At 58.1% G+C, this 20,059-nt stretch carries 11 protein-coding genes; 1 reads left to right on the plus strand and 10 read right to left on the minus strand.

All coding sequences use genetic code 11. The annotated features are described in order from the left end of the window. Positions 1 to 175 precede the first annotated feature (175 nt). The 10 genes from LB571_RS04315 to LB571_RS04355 all read right to left on the minus strand — a co-directional run bounded on the left by LB571_RS04315 (position 176) and on the right by LB571_RS04355 (position 18,799). A complete protein-coding gene (locus tag LB571_RS04315; RefSeq protein ID WP_224592451.1) occupies positions 176 to 937 on the minus strand; it encodes an AAA family ATPase in 762 nt (253 codons plus the stop codon). After that, positions 934 to 2,718: a hypothetical protein gene (locus LB571_RS04320; protein WP_224592453.1), complete on the minus strand. Its 1,785-nt coding sequence runs from the start codon at positions 2,716 to 2,718 to the stop codon at positions 934 to 936. Before LB571_RS04320 ends, LB571_RS04315 begins: the two co-directional genes overlap by 4 nt. A 691-nt stretch (positions 2,719 to 3,409) precedes the next feature. Then, the gene (locus tag LB571_RS28940) at positions 3,410 to 3,874 is read right to left on the minus strand and encodes an Ig-like domain-containing protein (RefSeq protein ID WP_411961425.1); all 465 of its coding nucleotides are present in this window, start codon (positions 3,872 to 3,874) and stop codon (positions 3,410 to 3,412) included. A gap of 39 nt (positions 3,875 to 3,913) precedes the next feature. Continuing rightward, positions 3,914 to 5,443 (minus strand): HlyD family type I secretion periplasmic adaptor subunit, encoded by a 1,530-nt coding sequence (locus tag LB571_RS04325; RefSeq protein ID WP_224592455.1) that lies wholly within the window; start codon positions 5,441 to 5,443, stop codon positions 3,914 to 3,916. After that, complete coding sequence (locus LB571_RS04330) at positions 5,440 to 7,599, minus strand: type I secretion system permease/ATPase (protein ID WP_224592456.1); 2,160 nt, start codon at positions 7,597 to 7,599, stop codon at positions 5,440 to 5,442. The genes LB571_RS04325 and LB571_RS04330 overlap by 4 nt, the downstream gene beginning before the upstream one ends. 154 nt (positions 7,600 to 7,753) lie before the next feature. Continuing rightward, positions 7,754 to 15,808, minus strand: a complete 8,055-nt coding sequence (locus LB571_RS04335; protein ID WP_224592458.1) for a beta strand repeat-containing protein — start codon at positions 15,806 to 15,808, stop codon at positions 7,754 to 7,756. Beyond that, complete coding sequence (locus tag LB571_RS04340) at positions 15,801 to 16,160, minus strand: hypothetical protein (RefSeq protein WP_224592460.1); 360 nt, start codon at positions 16,158 to 16,160, stop codon at positions 15,801 to 15,803. Before LB571_RS04340 ends, LB571_RS04335 begins: the two co-directional genes overlap by 8 nt. A 100-nt stretch (positions 16,161 to 16,260) precedes the next feature. Further along, positions 16,261 to 16,527: a hypothetical protein gene (locus LB571_RS04345; protein ID WP_224592463.1), complete on the minus strand. Its 267-nt coding sequence runs from the start codon at positions 16,525 to 16,527 to the stop codon at positions 16,261 to 16,263. Positions 16,528 to 16,767: 240 nt separating this feature from the next. Beyond that, positions 16,768 to 18,120, minus strand: a complete 1,353-nt coding sequence (locus LB571_RS04350; RefSeq protein ID WP_224592466.1) for a sensor histidine kinase — start codon at positions 18,118 to 18,120, stop codon at positions 16,768 to 16,770. Between the two features lie 7 nt (positions 18,121 to 18,127). Beyond that, complete coding sequence (locus LB571_RS04355; RefSeq protein WP_224592469.1) at positions 18,128 to 18,799, minus strand: response regulator transcription factor; 672 nt, start codon at positions 18,797 to 18,799, stop codon at positions 18,128 to 18,130. A gap of 1,010 nt (positions 18,800 to 19,809) precedes the next feature. Here LB571_RS04355 and LB571_RS04360 point away from each other — a divergent pair. Continuing rightward, complete coding sequence (locus LB571_RS04360; protein WP_224592472.1) at positions 19,810 to 20,028, plus strand: hypothetical protein; 219 nt, start codon at positions 19,810 to 19,812, stop codon at positions 20,026 to 20,028. Positions 20,029 to 20,059: the final 31 nt, after the last annotated feature.

Below are 20,059 nucleotides of genomic sequence, written 5' to 3' on the forward strand. Positions count from 1 at the left end.
GACCGACTGCGGCGACGAGACCGGTTAAAAGGGTAGCCGAAGGAGCGTCAGCATAGCGCCGCCGAAGGCGGGACGCGGGACCGACTGCCCCCGGCGAGGAGCGCCGTACGAACACGCCGAATTCCCAACCAAGGGTTCCAGTGTGATGTCCGGAATTATCTGTCGTCGTCCGGAATTAAGTGGGGCCGCTGACGTCGTGTGCGAAGTCTTTTCGGGGCTCGTGTAGAAGCTTGAGCGCGTCGCTGCCGCACGACATGCCGCGAAGCATGGTCTCGATCCGAGGAAGACGAATGCTGTCCTCGCCGCTGGTAGCGGCAGCGCAGTTCTGGAGCAGGTGGCAAAGCGCGCGAAGGGAGGTGTTCTGACCATAGGTGGCGATTGCCTCGTAGGCGTCAGCTCCCTGAACGTTGTGTTCGGCGCCTATCCTCTCGCAGTCCTCCCGCGTCGGCTGCCCGATCTCGAAACGCATGCCGATGCGGCTTTCGATCTGATCCATAGCGTGGGTATCACGCCGCGTCCCCGCTAACCGATGAGTGTTGCCGGCAAGCAGCAAAGCGAAACCGCAGTGCTCCTGAAGGTGCAGCAGCTCACGCAAAACAGTGGGTGTGAAGTTTTGATATTCGTCTACCAGCAGCGGACGCGTCGGGCCATATCGGGAGCCCAGAAAGTTCATACAATCCTTCGCAAGGTCGTATGTGTGCTTGCTGTCCTTTTGGACGCCGTAGGCGTCGTGCAGCATCAGGAACATCGGCCTGATAGCCTTGGTATGCTGCGCAACCTCACAATAGGCAGCTCCGCTTTGGGCTATCCAGTTGAGCGCTACAGTCTTTCCGAGTCCGGCTTTGCCGACCGCAAGCACCGGATATCGCATCTTGACCGCGGTGTCGAAGGCGGCGCGCACAGTGAGCGCAGCGCGAGTCTCAACAAACATCGTCATCCGACGATCCTCTTCACTAGGTCCATCTGAGCGGCTATACGCTCGTCCTGTTCGCGTCGGCGCTCTTCGGAGTTCGATGGCTTCTTCGGCATCACCATCCGCGCCGGCCGATCCGACGGATCGAGCAACACTTTGCCCGCCGGCTCGTTGGGGATGATCTCAGGTTGAGCCTGACCAAGCGCTATCAGCCGAGCTGCAACGTCGATTTTCGGGGCCGAGCGAGCCATGTCCACGATCGCACTGCGATGCGCCCTCGCCCGTGCTGCCGTGCTTTGGGCGCCCCGATGATCAAGCGGATGAAGTGCAACATCGGGGGTGGCGATCCCGAGCCTGTTGCCCTTCATGTCCAGCACAAGCAGCTCGGCCGGCGCATGATAGACCGGCTCGCAGACCAGAGCCTTATCGTGCGTATACTGCCACAGCTCTTCGCAGGACCACCTACGCCCACGGATCTGAAACGCGCCTTGAATCACAGTGCGCTCGACGCGGCGCGCTACAGACGCGCGGACCTCATCCCGACTCATGGTGATCGCTGACCACCCTGTAGCAACGTGCTGTTGAAAAATGGCGTTGGGCGAAAGCCCCTTGAGGCCGCTCTGCTTTCCCGTGGGCACGCTGTGATAGGCCTTCAGGAGACCGAAGAACGCCGGAACGAAATCTTCAAAGGTGCCATAGGCCGCAACCGTCCGGCCGATCGCCTCCTGGCGCTTGTTCATACGATTGCCGGAAATCCAACCCGGTACTGAACTCAGATAGCGAGACTCGAAGTCACCGAACCAGCGTTCGATTGGCTTTGCCGGGGCGTTGTAAGGCAAGGCGTTGATAACCCTCACCGTGCGAGCCGGCCCATGGAACCCGGGCACCGTCAATGTCGTTGCGGGGGCCAGGTACGTGGCGAACCCATATTCCTTGCCGTTATCTATGTAGAGGGCTTCAGGCAGGCCAAAGGCAGGATGCTCCACCATGGCCCCGAAGACTTCGATCACGTCACGATTGTTGACGCCGCCGCGCTTGTCAAATGCGATCAGATCACACCAGACGCGGCCAGTCGCCCAATCGAGAAACGCGATCAACTTCGCTGTACAAATCGAGCCCTCAGCCCGCGTCAGGTGGATGTCGATCGGGTGCACGTCTCCGACAACCAACTCCATCGGGCGCATGCCTTCGATAGAGCGCCGACCGCGCGGGCGGCTGTCCTCATAGGCTTTGCGGTTGGTGCGGAACTGGTGGACCTTCCGATAATGTAGCTCTTCCGAAACGAGCGTCCACGGGATCGAACAAGCTTGCTCGAAACTCGAAAAATCGCTAGGGCGGAACCCCCATGACCTGGTCGTCTCGACCAGGAAGTTACGAGCCAATAGCTTGACGTGTCCCCAAGCTGCGCCGGCTGCCAAAAGCCCTCGGATTTCCTGTTTTAGGTCCTCTGCAATTTTGGCTTTTGTGCCAGCGTCGAAGGGTACCAAAGCATCCCACTGCCGACTGATGACTACGCGTTTCTTGCCTTTGTCGGCTCGGCCGTGCCGGTCCCGGCATGCAATCGGCTTCGGACCATTTTGAACCGTCGTTTCAATGGGCTTCAACCGGAGTTGCAACTCGGGTGGGAGTGAAGCCAAACTCACGAGATAATGCTTGCCCGCGTTGCCACCCTTACCCTGAACAACGCGCATATCCAGGGCGTGCCCTCGCCAGTGGCCACGCTGGCAGGCCTTGCAAACTGCCTGCCGCGAGATTCCTGCCGACTTGGCGAGCAGATTGAGTGGGACGAATTCTTTCCTCGACATCGTGCGCTAGTCCTAGCGGCGGAACGGAAACCACCGGGTAGCAGCTCGAGTTATCCCTGGCGTGACAGGCACACCTTGGATCTCCACGCAGCCTCAGGAAGCCGTACGGATGTCAGCCATTGGCCGCAGTTTCGCGAGGGTGTGGAAGGTGGCCGGTGACAGTGGAAGGGAGAGATGGGCTTTGACCGATAGGGCCACGCCCTGGTTTACCAATCCTGGGGTCTTGGGTTGACCAATCGGCTGCCAACAGTAAGCGGGGGCTACCAACAAGGCGGACAGATTCGATGCTAATCCAATCACTTAATGCCAGTCCAGAATTAACTGTCATTGAGGCCATTGGTAAACCTGGTCTTACGGTCGGAAACCCCTCCCCTCGGCCTGAAAACCCTCTTGTTCTCAATCGCATAGGCCACACACACGCAAGCCATAGTTCCGGACTGGTAAACCCCACGAAAAGCCTGATAATTCCGGACATCACACCAGACTGCCCCTTTTGTGCAACTTTCGGAGCACAAAAAGCGAACATCCGGCATAGCTTACGTCTTTCGATGCTTCAGCTCCGGTTCCATCCGGCGAACCGACGGTTTGTGAATGGCTGAAGCGGAATGTGCGCTGTCGGAGACATTTGCCACAAAACCGGCCTTGCATGAATCACGTGAGGGCGCAATCAAGGACCGAACCGGCCACTGCCTCAGTCAACTTTGATGTTCATGGTGATTTTCGAGGTACCTGAGCGTTCGGCGCTTTTTCCCGTAACAGTGAAAACAAAGGTGTCGCTACCTTTGTAACCGCTTTGAGATTGATAAGTGAAGCCTGATCGGCTTGTGGCACTAGCGACGCCGTGTTGAGGAGCGGAAATGATTTTCAGACTTGAGTTGCTACTGGTTCCATGGGCGTAGACGGGAAATGCGCATTTTTTGCCGCTATGTGCCATTGCGCTGCCGGTACCGTCTTGTCCGAAATAGAAGCGCAGTCGCCACGGACACGGGTCCGCGTTCGCGGGCTGTACAATGCCCAGACTTAGAAGGCTAGAAAAAAGGAGGACAGCAAACGTGTTAGATCTCATGGAAATAGACACTTTCTGGCTGGCGTTGGAGGACATGCTCACGATTTCGCGGGCTCGCGCTTGTGGGTAACCGGACCTCGCGCTTGGCATTTTCGAATGTTGGAGACGCGTGCTGCCGCTGCTGCCACATCATCTCTCCTTGAACGCCTCGCTGGAAATCTTAGCCAAAGGCGAAACCAGATAATCGATGATGCGGCGCTCGCCTGTACGAACTTCGGCAACCACGCTCATGCCGGAGGCGAGCGGGATATCGGTACCATCAACGGCAATGCTGCTCTGATCGAGTTCTAAGGTGATGGGGAACACAAAGTTTGGGGCGGCCCCCGGCGATGCGCCGGCGGAAGTTGTAGCCTCGTTGGCGGCTGCGACCGCATCGGCCAACTGCCGCTTGGCCTCCTGTTCTTCAACGGCTCCGGCCGCGATCCTGACGATATGACCGCGCACGGTGCCGAAGCGGGTGAACGGGAAGGCATCCACCTTGATGACAGCGGACTGGCCAAGTTTCAGGAATCCGATGTCGGTGTTGGGAACCAGGGCCTCCACCTGGAGGCTGGGCTTCGCGGGGGCTATGGTCATGATCTGCTGGCCGGTGGTGAAGACTTGACCGAGCGTGGTGGCAGCGAGATCTTGAACGATCCCGTCGACCGGCGCGGTGAGCTTTGTGTGCGCCAAAAGCGCTTCGGCCTTGTTGACGGCCTGGGCTTCGTCATCGCCGTGCTTCTCAGCGTCAGCCAACTTGCCGGCATAATCGGCTAGGAATTGCTCCACCGCCTTGCGCTTGTCGCTGAAAGTCTCGTCAAGCGCCGCTTGTGCCTCGGCTAACTGTCCTGTGTCGGAAGCCAGTTGTGATTGAGATTTCTCCAGCTCCGCTTGGGCATCATAAAGGTTGATCTTGCTATCGACCTGCCTAACCACAGATTCTTGGCGCATTGCAGCGGCCTGGGAAAGGGTTTCAATCAGGTCATTCTCATGACCGATGCTCATATGCAGACGCGACAGACTGGCTTGTCTGCCCATTGACTGCTTGTCGAGGCTCTCCAATGTCGAGGCCAAAACCGCAAAATCGGCTTGAAGCTCCGTCTGCTCGCGTTGCCGAGTTTCCGATGGGATAGAGGCGTTCCACCGCACATCCGCCGAGGCTTGGATAACTGGAACCAAAGGTGCCGAAGGCGCCGTTTGGGATGGATCAGACTGCAACTTCACCGCCAATCCCTGAATCTGCCCGATGGCAAATCGCCTGCGGGCGATCTCAGCCTGGGCTGCATAGAGTTCGCTTTGGGCCGCGTCGAGCTCGGCCCGGCTCTCAGCTGGGTCGAATTCCACGAGGAGATCGCCAGAATGAACATTTGATCCCGGCTCGACATGGATGGAAGCGAGCTTGCCCGGATCGATGGCTTCAATGACTTTGGCATGCCCCAGGGCCTCAATTTTGCCCGGGGCAACGGCATCGACATCGAGATGGCCGATGAAAGACCAGAGAATGGCAGCCGCCGCGAACGCGCAGATAGTCATCATGAACGCGGTTGCCACTGGCGGCGTCGGTGTCTCCAGAATTTCCAGAGCGGCTGGCAGGAACTGCAGATCACGCCCCCTTATCTGGCCTGACTGGTGCGCTTGGCCGGTTCTCTCCTTGTCCGCAGTTCCCGGAGCGTGCTTCATGCTGGTCTTGCCTGCTCCATTTGCAACGTCCACAGCCCGGCATAAAGCCCCTTGGGATTGTTCACGAGCTGGCTATGCGTGCCGCTCTCGATGATCTCGCCCTTGGCCATGCCGATGATCCGGTTGCAAGGCCGCAATGCCGCCAAGCGATGGGCGATAATGAGCACAGTCCTCCCTTGCGCGATCGCATGCATATTGTCCTGAATGATGCGCTCGCTCTCGTAATCGAGAGCCGACGTAGCCTCATCGAGGATCAAGATCCTCGGATTGGTGGAAAGGGCCCGGGCAATCGCTATGCGCTGCCTCTGCCCTCCAGAGAGATTAGCACCTCTCTCCTCGATCATTGTGTCATAGCCTTGCGGCAGCTGGGCGATAAACTCGTCCGCGCCTGCAAGACGCGCAGCCTCTATCACCTGGGCACGTGACATCGCAGGATCGCTGAGCGCAATATTTTCATGAATGGTGCGATTGAAAAGGACATTTTCTTGGAGCACCACGCCGATCTGCCGACGCAGCCAGCCAGGATCGAGCTGGGCAATATCGATGCCGTCCAGGAGAATCTGCCCACTAGCGGGGCCGTAGAGACGCTGAACCATCTTGGACAGTGTGGATTTACCGGAGCCCGAAAGACCGACAACCCCGACTACTTCACCGGCTTGAATGCCAAGTGTGACGCTACGCAGAACGTCCGGCGCATCGGGACGATAGCGCATCGTGACATTTCGGAACTCGATGTCGCCGCGAATGGGCGGGAGCGTCAGCACACTCTGCGGGCTGGGCTCGGGTGGGGCATTGAGAATGTCCCCCAATCTCGCCACCGAGACCTGAACCTGTTGGAAGTCCTGCCACAATTGCGAAAGCCGCAGCACGGGTTGGACAACCTGGCCGGCGATCATGTTAAAGGCAATGAGTTCGCCCACCGACATGTTGCCAGACATAACTTCGCTTGCGCCGAGAAAGAGGATCAGCGCATTAACCGCCTTGCTCACATATTGGATAAGTCCCTGGCCCAGAGAACCCGTCACTGTCGCGTCAAACGACGTGCTGACATAAGAGGCAAGGCGCTCCTCCCATTGCGCCTGCATCATCGGTTCCACGCTGGCCGACTTCAGCGTCTGGGCGCCAACGATCGATTCGACCAGGAACTGCTGGGATCTTGCACCCCTGTTGAATTTCTCGTCAATCTGACGCCGCAGAAGAGGTCGCAGCAACAGGGCAATGAGCAGGTAGACCGGGACGGAAGCGAGAATGACGAACGTCAACGTGCTGGAGTAGATAAAGAGCACGCCAACGAAGACGAGGGTGAACAGAAAATCCAGCACCGCCGTCAGCCCCTGCCCTGTCAGAAAGCTGCGGATAGTTTCCAGTTCGCGCATTCGCGCTACCGTTTGGCCGGCGGGTCGTGTTTCAAAATAGCCAACTGGCAGGCGAAACAGATGGTGGAACAGCCGCCGCCCCAGCTCGACGTCGATGCGGTTGGTCGTATGGTTGAGAGTATAGCTTCGAAGGAATTGCAGGATAGATTCAAATAAGCCCAAAGTGAGAAGGCCAATCACCAGCATCGTCAAGGTGGAAATGCCCTTGTGCACAAGCACCTTGTCGACGACGAGCTGGAAAAATAGCGGCGTGATCAGAGCGAAAACCTGGATGAAAAGCGAGGCGGTGAAGACCTGCGCCAGAGCCTTGCGGTAGCGCCACAGCGACGGCAAAAACCAGAAGAACCCGAAATGGTCGGGATCGCTGCCAGCACCTCCCAGTCTGCGGGTGACCAGAAGCGCCTTGCCTGTGGAAAGCTCAAATGCCTCCTTAAGGTCTGCCTCATGGGCCGAACGGCGCAAGGGATCGACCAGCCGCACTTTCCCTTTTTCCGAAGCAGCCGCCAATACCGCGCTGCCTCCGTCCTTCAGGAACAGCACGGCGGGCAACGGAATGGCTCCGAGGCGCTCAGGCTTGGCCAGTTTCACAGTACGGGCTTTCAGACCCAGCAGCTTGGCGCCGCGGATCAGATCCTCAGGCTCCGAGGGAATCGATAGCGCCAATTGGTGGCGAAGCTGGGCCTGGTCGGCGGGAATGCGGTAATAGCCTGCGATCAGGCAGAGATTGGCCAAGCCAATATCGAAAGCAGAACCAGCCTCAGGCGCGTCAGCGTGCTTCACAGGATCAAACCCGCCTTGAGCAGATCAAACTGAAATGAACACCAGCCCGCGCCGGGGATGTCGCCCAGCACGCGCGATCCTGCAGGGGAGGAACATCTCTGTTCCCGCGCAAAACCGACCCTCATAGTCGCTCCAATCCCCATCCGTTCGAGATCTAGGCGAAGCGAAACTCGCTCGAGGTCAGATTTGTCTTGGTGACTCCTGTCAAAGTGATCGTGTCGCTGGCATCGAGCCTGATCACCGTGTTGGAACCCGATTGAGTCATTGCGGCCTGCAATGCGGTCCAGTTGGCAAAGTCGAGATGCGAGAGCTGGATGATATCACTGGAGGCGAAACCGCTCAGCGTGTCAGCACCCGTCACGGTGCCATATTGAACAGTTTCGGATGTGCCGGACAGCGTCAGGGTGTCACTGGAGCCCACATTGAACACGTTCGAATTGCCGGTGACTTTGTCCGTCGCGCCGTTTGCCATGCCCACGGTTTCGGAACTCGCAGTAATCGTATCACTGTTGGCGAGATTGAGAGCGAGCGCTGTCGTCGAGACGGTGTCGGTCGAACTGGCTCCGAAATTGATGACTGAGCCGGAGCCGCCAGTGATGGTGTTGCTGTTGCCTGTAACCGTTGCGGAGGCTGCGGCGGCAACATTGATCGTGTCGGAAGACGCTGTCAGGCTGTCGCCTCCGACCAGCTTCACAGTCAGACCGGTGGTGGATACGGTATCCGTCGAATTGGCGCCAAGATTGATCACCGTGCCGCTGGCACCTGTGATTGTGTCGCTGTTGCCGGTAACGGTAACGGTGGCACTTGCTGCAACGCTGACCGCATCGCTTGACGCTGTCAGACTGTCGCCCGCCACCAGCTTCACGGTCAATCCCGTCGTTGCGACCGTATCGGTCGAACTGGCACCGAGATTAATGACCGCGGCGCTACCGCCGGTAATAGTATCGCCATTGCCCGTCACCGTCACTGATGCCGCTGCAGCAGCTGAAACTGCATCGTTTGATGCCGTAAGCTTGGCGCCATTCGCGAGGGTGATGGTGTTGCCAGACCCGGTCACCGTCACTGTGGCGGATGCGGCGACACCGATCGCTTCCGAGTTCGCCGTGATCACATCGCCGTTCGTCAGATTGAGCGTAAGGCCCGTGGTCGACAAAGTGTCGGTTGAACTCGCTCCGAAGTTGATGACCGAGCCGCTACTGACATTGATCGTGTCGCTGCTGCCGGTGAGCGTCACAGTGGTACCCGCCGCAATGGCAATCGTATTGCTCGAGGCAGTCAACGTGTCGCCGTTGGCGAGCGATATCTGGTTGCCCGAACCGGTCAGCACGTCCGCGGCACCGGCCGCGAGCGTGATGGAAGCATTCGAGGCGGTGGTGGTCGAATAAGTATCGCTGTTTGGATAGTCCCCAAAGCCCGACGGTCCAGCACCAATAGCGATGACGTCGTTCGTGGAGCCCGCATTAAGCGTCAGTTTCGAAGGCCCGGCTTGGGCGATCTGGTCATAATTGCCGGTCACCGTGGCGATGCTGTTATAATCAAGCAGAACATCGGCATTTGAGGCCGTCACCGTTACCGTGTATCCCATGACTTCAACCGAATCGTTGAAGCCGTTCATGGTGACGCTGCCGCCCTCTCCCTGTATCTGGACGAGATCGTCGCTGCCATTGATCGTCATCGCCACCGCGTTACCAGACGTTGCATTCATGTCGACAATGAAGTCATGCGAATAGGAATAAGTGCCGGCGGTTCCGACCTGGATCGAGCTTGAACCCGGACTGATCCAGTTTGGTGAGGTCGCACTGGTACCCGCACCGGCAAAGAGCAGGCTGACATTGGGATCCGTGGCGGTGCGACTGGTGTTGAAGTCATAGTCCGCCGCATATTGGGCCACCTGCACGGCTGCTTGTGCCCAATCATCAGAAATGCCTTGCACGCCTTGGGAGTTTTCTTGCGCGATATAATACCCCGTATTGGCCATTTCTTCCGCCGTTGGCAATCGACCTAAAGCATTCTCATAGAATGGAATAGGGCTGTTCATATATCCGGCTATGCCTTGATAGGTTTGCCATAAAGCGAAGTTCGCGTGATATTCCGGTGAGTCAAGGTAGATTTTATAGGCCAGTTGTTCTTCGTTGAAGACGCCGTTGGGGATGTATTCCGATAGGTATTGGGTTTGGGAATCGTCCATCGCATGACCCATCATCACGCGGTACAATTCGTTCGCCTGGGCGATATATTGGTTTTCAAGTCCTACCGAGATGGTGATGGTTTTCTGGGCATCGCCCAAGCCGTCATTGATCGTCCAGGTGTCCATGCCGTTGGCATCAATGCTATGGGCTGACCAACCAGAGGCCGAACCATTGCTGGCGGCCACACTGCCTGCTGTCACACTCCGCGACCATTGATAGCTGCCATAGGCATTGGCAAAGTCCACCGTGGTATCGGTAATGCCGCTCGAGGCGACCAGGGTCGTGACCAGGCCATTGGCGCTGCGGGTATAGGTATTGCTGCCGGTGACGGCTCCGCCCGGCCCCGTCGTATTGCTGTAGTAGTTGTCAATCGTGGTGGAGGAGCCATCCGGGTTGACGGTTGTGGTATCAACCTGTTCGACGACGCCATTCCCATCATTATCGACCTGCTTGACAGTCACCAGCCCGTTGGCGCTGACCGTCGTGACGATCTTCTGGCGCAGATTGCTGAAGCTGTTGCCGAAGGCGCTTTGTGTCGTCGTGGTCTGGCTGCCATCAGCATTGAGCACGGTGGCGCCCGAACCGATAATGTCGGTGGCCAGCATGGAGCCAGGCAGGCTGGCCCCGGTTTTGATATCCGAGGCTGCCGTGGTCAGTGTCGATTTGGATTCAAGCCCGGTCGTGTCGAAGGCAAAGCCTGTATTCAGGCCCGCAGACGAGACCTCCTGCGCACTCTGGCTGACCGTGACACCGCGCTGGTCCTGATTGGTGATTGCGAGCAGCTGTCCGGCATCGACCGTGGTCGACCAGTTGAAGGTCTGTTCGTAAGCAGGAGCTCCGAAAGCACCAGTACCGCTCCTGGTCTCGGTAGTCGTGCCATCTGCATTTCGAACATAGACATCCGTGGTGAGATTGTAGGGTGTGGCAAAGCTGGGCGTATAGGTGGCAGGAGGAGAATCCCCTTCCCCCAGATCGCTAGCATCGGCGGTGATGGTCTGCCCGGACCCATCATAGGCGCTCTTGGTCGTCGTCGTGGTGGTGCGCCCGTCCCAGCTCACATTCGTGGTGGTTTGCGCCAGGATCAGGCTAAGCGCGCTCTGGTCGTAATAGGTCTCGGTCTCGGTGGTAGAGCCGTCGAGATTGATGGTCTTCTGGTCTGTATAGAGGGCGCTGGCCGCGCCCTGCTGCTGCAGCGACGTGGTGGTGGAAAGACCATTACCGGAGACCGTGATGGTCTCGGTGTCAGCTGCCGTGCCACCCACCGTATCGGCATTGGTGGTGGTTTCAGTACCGGTGGCCGCAATCACCGTGCTGCTGGTCTCGGAGGCGGTGGTGCTCGCCGCCATGGCCGAATTCAAGCGGCCGCTGATCGTAAGGGCCGTGGTGGACGTGAGACCATTGCCGCTCACAGTCGTGGTGCGGGATGTAGCGAGCGTCGTGCCCGAAACCACCACATCATTGTCGCTGAAGACTGTGGTCGCGCTGCCATCGGTGTTGAGGGTCTTGGTGGTGCTTTGGGTATCGGTGACCGTCCCTGACCCGTTCTTGTAGGTCATGGTGCTGGCCAGACCATTGGCGGTGGTCGCCGTCACGATCGTGCTGAGGAGCACGGCAGTGGTTCCCCAACTGGTCAAGGTCTCGGTGAGCGAGCCATCGGCATTGGTCTGGTCGACATCGGACTGGTCCAGATGGGTGATCGTTCCCGTTTCATCGAGATAGCGGTTGGTGGTCACCGTCAGCCGGTCGGCGCTGATGGTGGCGACGGACTGGGTCTCGGTTGATCCGTTCTGGGCCTTGGCGGTTGCGGTTTGCGTCTCGCTGCCATCGGCATTGACGGCTGTCACATCGGTGACAATCTTGTTGAACACTGCGGCACCGCCGCTCACCGCGCCATTCTGGTCATAGGACGTGGTGGTTGAAAGACCATTGCCGGAGACGGTCGTGACTTTCTCCGAGACCAGGCCACTGGCGTTACTCAGTGAAGCCGTATCCGTGTCGCTGCCGTCGGCATCGATGGTCTTCGTGTCGGTATTCCAGAAGTCCCAGGCGCCATCCCCGTTCACATCGGTATAGAGCGTGGCGGTCAGATCGTTGCCGCTTACCGCTTGTTTGGTCTGCCGTAGCAGGGCGCCACCTTGCGAGGCATAGATCTGCGCAGTCTCGTCCACCTCGCCGGTGGCCAGAGGAGTCACGGTATCGGTCGAATAAAACGGCACCGAACCATTGGACTGCAAGGTGGTCGTGGTTTGCCGGCCGACGCCGGACACCAGGACATTGGCCGTCGTGGTGCTGACATCGCGCACTGTTCCCGAACTGGTGCCGTTATAGTCGGTGACAGTCTCGGTAGTGCTGCCATTGGCATTGTACTGCAAATTGTCGGTCGTGGTTTGGTCGATGGTCCCATCGCCATTGAAGTCATGGCTAATGGTCTTGCTCAGACCGTTCGCGGAGATCAGAGTCTGGGTTTGGTCGAGCAGTGTCGATCCTGAGCCATTGTAGTTGCCAACGGTGGTGGTCAGGCTGCCATTCGTCGAATAGGTTTCTGACCTCTTGGTATCGAGATCGTTGCTGCCATCGCCATTAACGTCCTTGGTGGCGTTGTTCGACGTTCCGGTGCCATTCACAGATGTATCGGCACGATCGAGCAGCGTGCCATTGGGTGCCCAGGCCGCTTGGTCGGTCCCGATCGAACCGTCCGTATTGTAGGTCGTGGTCTCAGTTGTCGTGCTGTCCCAGGCATTGCCATGGCCGGTCGCGTCAATATTGGTGGTGGTTGTGAGCCCATTGGCGGAGGTCACCGTCTCAACCCGGTTGACCAGGCTGCCATTGATGGCAAACCGACTGGTGAGATCCGTCACCGTCCCGCTGGAAGCCGTGGTGATGGACTCGGTCTCATCGACATAGGCCGTATTGGTTCCGCTCACCGTATGCACGCCATAGTCGGTGATCGTTTGCGTGCGCCGGTCGGCCGAGGTCACCGTCACCGCCTGATGCAGCAGGCTGCCATTGGCGCTGGTCTCGGTCACCGTTTCTGTCACCGAGCCATCGGCATTGTTGACCTTCTGGTCCTTGACCGTGGTATCGGTCACCCCGTCGCCATTGACATCAGTGGCCGTGGTCACTGTCAGGCCATCGGCGCTGGTGGTGATGATGGTCTGATCCAGTAGGGTGCCATTGCTGGCATAGTTTCCAATGGTCTCCGTGGCGCTGCCATCGGCGTTCTTGACCGTGACATCGGTTACCTTGGTATCGATGGCGCCATCGCCATTCACATCCGTTGTCGTGGTCCTGGACAAGCCATCCGACGAGGTGGTGACCACACTTTGGTTGAGCAGCGAGCCATTGGCGGCCAGGTTGGAGGTCGTGTCGGTCTTGACGCCGGTCGTACCGTTAATGCTCACCGTCTCGGTGCTCGTGGCGTGGCCAATGCCCATGCCGTCGATGGAGACTGTCTTGCTGATCTGGTCGGCGCCCAAATGGGTGGTGATCTGGCTGACCAAGCTGCCATTGAGCGAAGTGACAGTCACCACCTCGTCGCGGCTGCTATCGGCATTGAGCGTCATCGTGTCGGTGGTGGTACGGTCCGCGCCATGCGTGCCATTTAGGTCCTGCACCGTGGTGGTGGACAGTCCATCGGCGCTCTTGGTGACGGTCTGACCATCGATATAGCTGCCGTTGCCACCATAGTTTTGAAGTGTGGAGGTCGAAGTTCCATCGGCATTGATTGTGATTGCGGTGTCGACAACGCGATCCACTGTACCGCTTCCCATATAGTCGGTCGAAACCGTCTGGGTCTTGCCGTTCACACTTGTGGCCGTCCACACCGTCCCCAGGTCCGATCCATTATTCGAAGTGGTGGTAACGGTCTCGTTGCGCGAGCCGTCGCCGTTGACCACAAGGCTGTCTGTAACAGTCCGGTCCGTGGTGCCATTGCCGTCTATGTCGGTAGCCACGGTCTTGGTCAGGCCGTTGGCCGAATAGCTGGTCGTGCTCTTGTTGATTTCGCTGCCATCGGCATTGAGATTGGTGATCGTATCGGTGCGCGAGCCGTCGCCAGCCGTGGCCTGCAGTTCCAACTGGCCGAACCAGCCGCCACCTGTTGCATCCCGCGAGATCGTAATGGTCTTGCCGTCGGCCGAGGTTACCGTCTGCACCGCCGAGAGCTTGGTTCCGCCGCCATTGTGGTTCGTCCAAAGTTCCGTCGTGTTGCCCGAGCCATCCACCGTCGTGGCGATCACCTGCTTGCGGTCGATGACCCCATCGCCATTGTCGTCATAGGTCGTGGTTCTTGTAACGCTGCTGCCATTGACCACTGTCGTCTGCACATCCACGAAGGCGACGGAGCCGTCGGCGTTGGTGCCGGTACTGGTGATCGCCGTGGTGGTGACGCCGCCCACCGTGGACGTATTGGTGCTGGTGCTGACCGCGTAGCCACTTGCGTCAGATGCAAGACTGGTTGCGGCTACCGTGCCCGTCGTGCCATCGCTCTTCGTGAACGTCGTCTCGCTCGTGATAGCTGAGCCGTCCGCATATTGGATATCGGTCGTATCCCCGGTCAGGTTAATCGACGTGATCCCGGCCTGCGCCAATGTCTCGACTGTCGTCGTTCCATCTGCATTCGTGACCATCACCTTGAACTGCGACCACTTGGCATCCGAGGCATTGAAAACCCCGTCGCCATTGCTGTCGAAGACGTCCCGCAGCGCCTGCATATCGTCCTTGGCGGTCGGATCCCACTGCGTGAAGATGTACTGGTTCTTATCGACGATCTGGTTCAGATTGTTAGGATCGAAGAACAGCACCGCCGTCCCCGCCCCGGCCCAGGCCGTTCTGTGCGAAAGTCCCGAACCTGTTGTGTCGGAGAAGGTGTTCGACCGGGTCAGTTCGGTGACCTTGATCCCCTTGCCGGACAGGTCAAGCAGGATGGGTACGAAATCGTCGCCGCCATCACTGTAAACGGGGTAGTCGTCGTCGCTAGACGGATAGTAGTCGCCGACATCGCCGGTGTCATCGCTCGAACCGCCACTGCTGCTACCCGAGTTATCCGCGCTCGGATAGCTGCCGGTCGAACTTGCATTGTAGCCGCCAGTCGGGTCAGGGTAGTAACCGCTCGGTTCGTAGCTACCCTCGTCGCTTGAAATGGAATCGCCCGTCGGGCTCAGATCGCTCGGATCATCGAGATTGGTAGGGTCAAACCCCGCACCGAAGATACTCGAATAATTTGAAACGGAAGAAGCGCTCGCATAGGGGCTGTTGTCGTCCGGATAGGAAACCCCGCCCAGCATGGCACCCGGGGCGGCGCCGTCGAAATAGCTCCCGTCATTGGTGCTGTCTGTGCCGATATAGGGTAATAGAGTTGAATTGACAGCACCATTCCCCTGAGTTGCCCAATCGGCAGGCGTCATCTGTTCCTTGGGCGAATCGTATCCTGCCCAATCTTGTAGTGTGCCGTCTTGCAAACTTTGCACCGCAGTCGCAGTGTAAGCGAATTGCGGATTTAAATAGGTCACGCCGGGCTGCCACGTTTCGGCCGGCAGACCCGACCCCATAAGGAATGCGCTATTGCCCGGCTGAGCCATGTCGGAAAGAAAAGAGGGGTCGCTGGCTGCGGCAGTCGCACCAGGACCGAAATCGCTGTCGATCCATTTCTGCGTCACCCCGCCTGCGGCGACTTCTCCCAGGAAGCCCCCTCCTATAGGAAGCAACCCCTCTCCGACACCGGCTCCTACAACTTCTGCACCTACTTGCGTAGCTGTCGCAGAAAGAGCACCAAGGGGAGACATGTTGTCTTCATAATAGTAGTGGATCAATCCTGTAGCTGATCCCAAAAAACGAAGACCGTCGTCGGTCACTGTTGTCACAGATTCGAGAGCAAGCCCTACGGATTCGCCGTATGTCTTGCTGATAGCCTCCAAAGCACTGTTCTGTGCTGACATGGCGTAATCCAACCATTCGCCAGCCGTGCCCAGATGAACGATACCCTCATTTGAGCCATTCGTTTTATTATCCGCATCAGCCATTTTTTGCCCCATTTCTCTTAGCTATAATGAATTGTTGCTGAGCGCGAGCCATTCTGATATTAAAACTTCCGAAGACATATGAAATACAAGCAAGACCAAATATAAATAAAGCCTTATCTATTCTAAATATTACATGAAATAATATTGCAGACACCGCAAAAGCTATCCCTATCTGAATTACCGTTGCAATAATATCGGCCCACATACGGTTGCGAGGGAGATAAGTATCCATCCAAGGCCAAACTAATCGGTTCCTACCCCAGAATTGCTCAATCCGGATGATTTCCCGCGCCGCATCGCCATTTTGACCGCCGTCATCTAAATCATCATCCGAAATATTCGTGTTCGACACTTCAGATATTTCCTTCGTTTTTATTGCCTACAAAGAATTTCCGCTGTGAGCGCGCCATTCTTGTGTTAAAGCTGCCAAAAATATATGCAAATGCAACGAGTCAAACCGCCGCAAATACCTTATCTGATTTTAGGATGACGTGAAAAATCGTTCCAAATATACAAAAGGCAGCAAAAAAGCTGAATACCGTTGCAATTCCATCTTCCCACATTCGATTACTAGGAAGGTAACCTTCCATCCAAGGCATCACCAGCCGGTTCTTATCCCAAAAATGAACAATGCTGATCGACCGCTGTACTGCTTCGCCATGCTTATCGATGTCTACCACGGCCTCATTCGGCTCGTTCGCATTACTCGCTTCAGCCATTTCCTCGCTCACTTCTGCTCGCAAGAACAAATAATCTCGCGCTTCACACTTAGTGATTCCCCGCCATTGAAGGGCGAGGTTCTGGCCAAGAAGCGATATTGTTGGGTGCTCACACGCTCACGCTACAAGAAGAACCTGACGACAACCTGACGAACTTCGCCCGATACGCGCTTTCTACGAACTTTTATTATGCCGGGCTGACGTCAACCGGGACCGAGTGCACTCGCCTACCGAGAATCTCTAAGTCGCCTTGAAGCTGAGCCGGAACAGGGCGCCGCCTTCCGGAACATTTTCGGCCCCCACGACACCGCCATGCTGACGCATAATCTCATCGACGATAGCCAGACCAAGACCGGAGCCGCCTTTGTCGGCCTCGGTGGTAAAGAATGGCTCCAGCAGACGCTGCCGATACGCCTCGGCAATGCCGTCTCCCTTGTCGGCGACGGTGATGCTGGCCGGCAATTCGACCGCTATGTCGACGCAGGTGCTGGGAGCCGTGTGGCGCAGGCCGTTGCGGATGACATTGGCAAGCGCCTCGCCGATCGCCGACGCGTCTCCTGTCGTCAGGCAAGGTGTTTCGGACGCTTCATAGGAGAGGCTCTTTCCTTCGGAGATGGCCAGAGGAGCCATCGCTGTCACGACATCCTTGGCAACGATTCTGAGATCCACTTTCTCTCGAGGCCGCGGCGCCACGGCAAGCCGCGACAGGTTGAGCAATTGCCTGACGAGGTTTTGCATGCGCACGATATCGCCGCGCACGCCGGGGTCCGAGTACGGTACCGCGCTTTGCTCGATCCGCGCCGACAATAGAGCCAATGGCGTCAGAAGCTGATGGGCTGTGTCCGCCGTGAAGCGTCGCTGGCTGGTGATGGCCTGCTGCAGCCGGCCCGCCGCAGCGTTGGCAGCCTCGGCCAAGCCCCGCAACTCCATCGGCAGATCGGCCTCGGCGATGCGCGCCGCCGGATCGCCTGGCCCGATCCTGTCGGTTGCTTGAGACAGTCTTCGCACCGGTGCGAAGCCGGAACGGACGATCGCCAGGCTGGCCGCGAACACAATAAGGCAGATCGGGATGGCCGCGAGCAGTGTGCCTGTCAGCAAACGCCACTCCACCTCCCGCAGCAGCGCGTCTACCGGCGAGGCATGCTGCCCAACGATCAGAAGCAGGCTCTCGCCCGGCGCATTCACCGGCTGCGTCAGGAAGTAGAAGGCATCGTCGAGCCCATCCTTGCCTTCCGTGTCGGTCTCGCCAGGCGGCACCTCGCGGATAAACAGCGCGCCGAATCTGTCCTGCAGGGCCTTCGAGGAGGTCATGACGAGATTGCCGGCGCCGTCGCGGAGCGCGTAAAAGAATGCCGGTGCTTCCCCCTGATATCGGACCATGCGATCTGCGGGCAGATCCACGGTTGGGGTAGCGCCGTTGCCGAGGCGCAGGGCCGCCCTGATTTCATGCGCCTGGCGCTGCAGGCGAAGCGACCTCGCAGTCTCGTCGATGTTGGACAACTGATAGCCGATCAGGACAGCGCAGGCGGCGGCGAAGAGTATGAACAGCAGCGAGAGCTGAAGGCTCAGGCGAAACCCGATCGAGCCGAACATGCGTTCGCTAAGGCGCAAGGCAATATCCGATGCCGCGGACGGTGTGTATCTGTCGGTCCGCGCCGAGATTGCCGAGCGCGCTGCGCAGCCGGTAGACGCTAGCCTCGATCGCATTGGGCGAGGCACTGTCGCCGAAGCCAAAGAGCTTGGCGTCCAACATTTCCCGGCTGACGACCTGGCCAGAGCGGCAGACCAGTTGCTCGAGAAGCATGCTTTCGCGCCGCGCAATCATCAACGGTTTGCCGCCGACCATCGCCGAATGCGTTGCCTTGTCGAGGACGATGTTTCCGGCCTCAACCGTCGCGGCGACTACCTCGCGCGGGCGACGCAGCAGCGCAGCCACACGCGCAACAAGTTCGGCGCCTTCAAAAGGCTTGCAAAGATAGTCGTCTGCCCCCCGATTGAGCGCCGCGACGCGGTCGTCAAGGCTCGAACGCGCTGTCAAGAATAGCACTGGAATGGCCAGTTTGGTTTGTCGGGCAAAGTCCAGTAGCAGCAAGCCGTCGCCGTCCGGCAATTGCCTGTCGAGAACCAGTAAATCAAAGGCGGCCGCGCCGAGAGCATGCATACCGTCGGCGATGCTATGGACGATGTCGACCGCATAGCCCGCACGCTCCAGCGTGACTTGGATATGCCGCGCCAGAACGCTCTCATCCTCAACGACCAAAAGCCGCGCCACGTACCGCCCTCCGCCAAGCAGGCAAGCTGAAAGGACCCTGCACTCAGCCAACGGTGTTATGAGCTTCGGCTGATACTTGGAACAAGGGCAGCGGACAAATATCCGTGAATTACCTCGTGGGGTGCTGCGGTAATATACCACAAGCCGAAGCCTTCATTCTGCTAAGGGATACCCTATTGGCGCAACTGCCTGCAGCTTGATGGCTGTGCTGGCCATCATTCGCCGTGTGCCTGGCTTATGGTGCACAGCAACGATCTTAAGCGTGGTTATCCATGATGCCTGCTTTGAAGCGGTGAATGGCCGCGCGGGGATTGCGCGCCAAAATGCGGTTCGCCGCATGCTCAGACTGGATGTCAGAAAAGGCTCGTGCGACGCCTACTTGGCAAATTCCAGACTGCCAATTATGCGACTTTTCAAATACAAAGAGTGAACATTGAACGCGCGTTGTGTGTTTTTATAACGTCAATAGGCCTGCCCATTCCGTCAGTTCCGGTGATCATTAGCAATGGCTGGAATGGGGCCGATTCCGGACTGGCTGGTTCCGCAGAGTAGCCATGTATAGCTGCCGTTCGCTGGCTTCGACTACATTGTTGACCGCTTTGGAAGCTGGAGCACGCGACGCAGGCGTTTAGCAACAGAAGCAGGTAGATGTTGATTTGGGTAATGGCCCGCTGCCACGAGGGGAAAGCAGCGGGCCGGTGCGCCACGGGCGGGGAGCATGAGTATGGCGCCTGCGGGTCGAACTTCGGCTAATCCAACTTGTTCCGGAAGGATATGGATCATGGTGCGCAATTGGCCAACCGACATAGTGAGCTGATCCGCTCAGCATATTTGTGGCGGAGAGTCCTGCTTGGAATGGCGGCGCCGCTGTCGCCCATGCGAGATGGAAGGCTGCTGAGGTTCCAAACGTGAGTTCTCTGTGCCTCAGTGTGAAACCCGGCAATTAACATCGGCGGCAGGATGATCATCATCACCAAAAAGTTTGGTGACGACATGATGGGTATGATCACATGCTCGCCTTCTTGATGATCATCGTCGCCATGGCCAAACGTGATCGTTCTTTGCCGATCCCACGCTGGGAGCCGCCCCCGACTCAGCATCTGGTGGCGGGCCGGCGACGGCTGCACCGACTACATCAGGCGGCCACCGGTGACCGCAATGACAGCTGTGACGAGCGCCCAAGTTCCCTGCGAAGCACCTTGAATTCCGCCACCGATGGTCTGGAGTAGCAGTTGTCTGACCGGACAGGCCAATTACCGG

This window comes from Mesorhizobium sp. BR1-1-4 (assembly GCF_020165375.1).
Taxonomy (GTDB): Bacteria; Pseudomonadota; Alphaproteobacteria; order Rhizobiales; family Rhizobiaceae; genus Mesorhizobium; species Mesorhizobium australicum.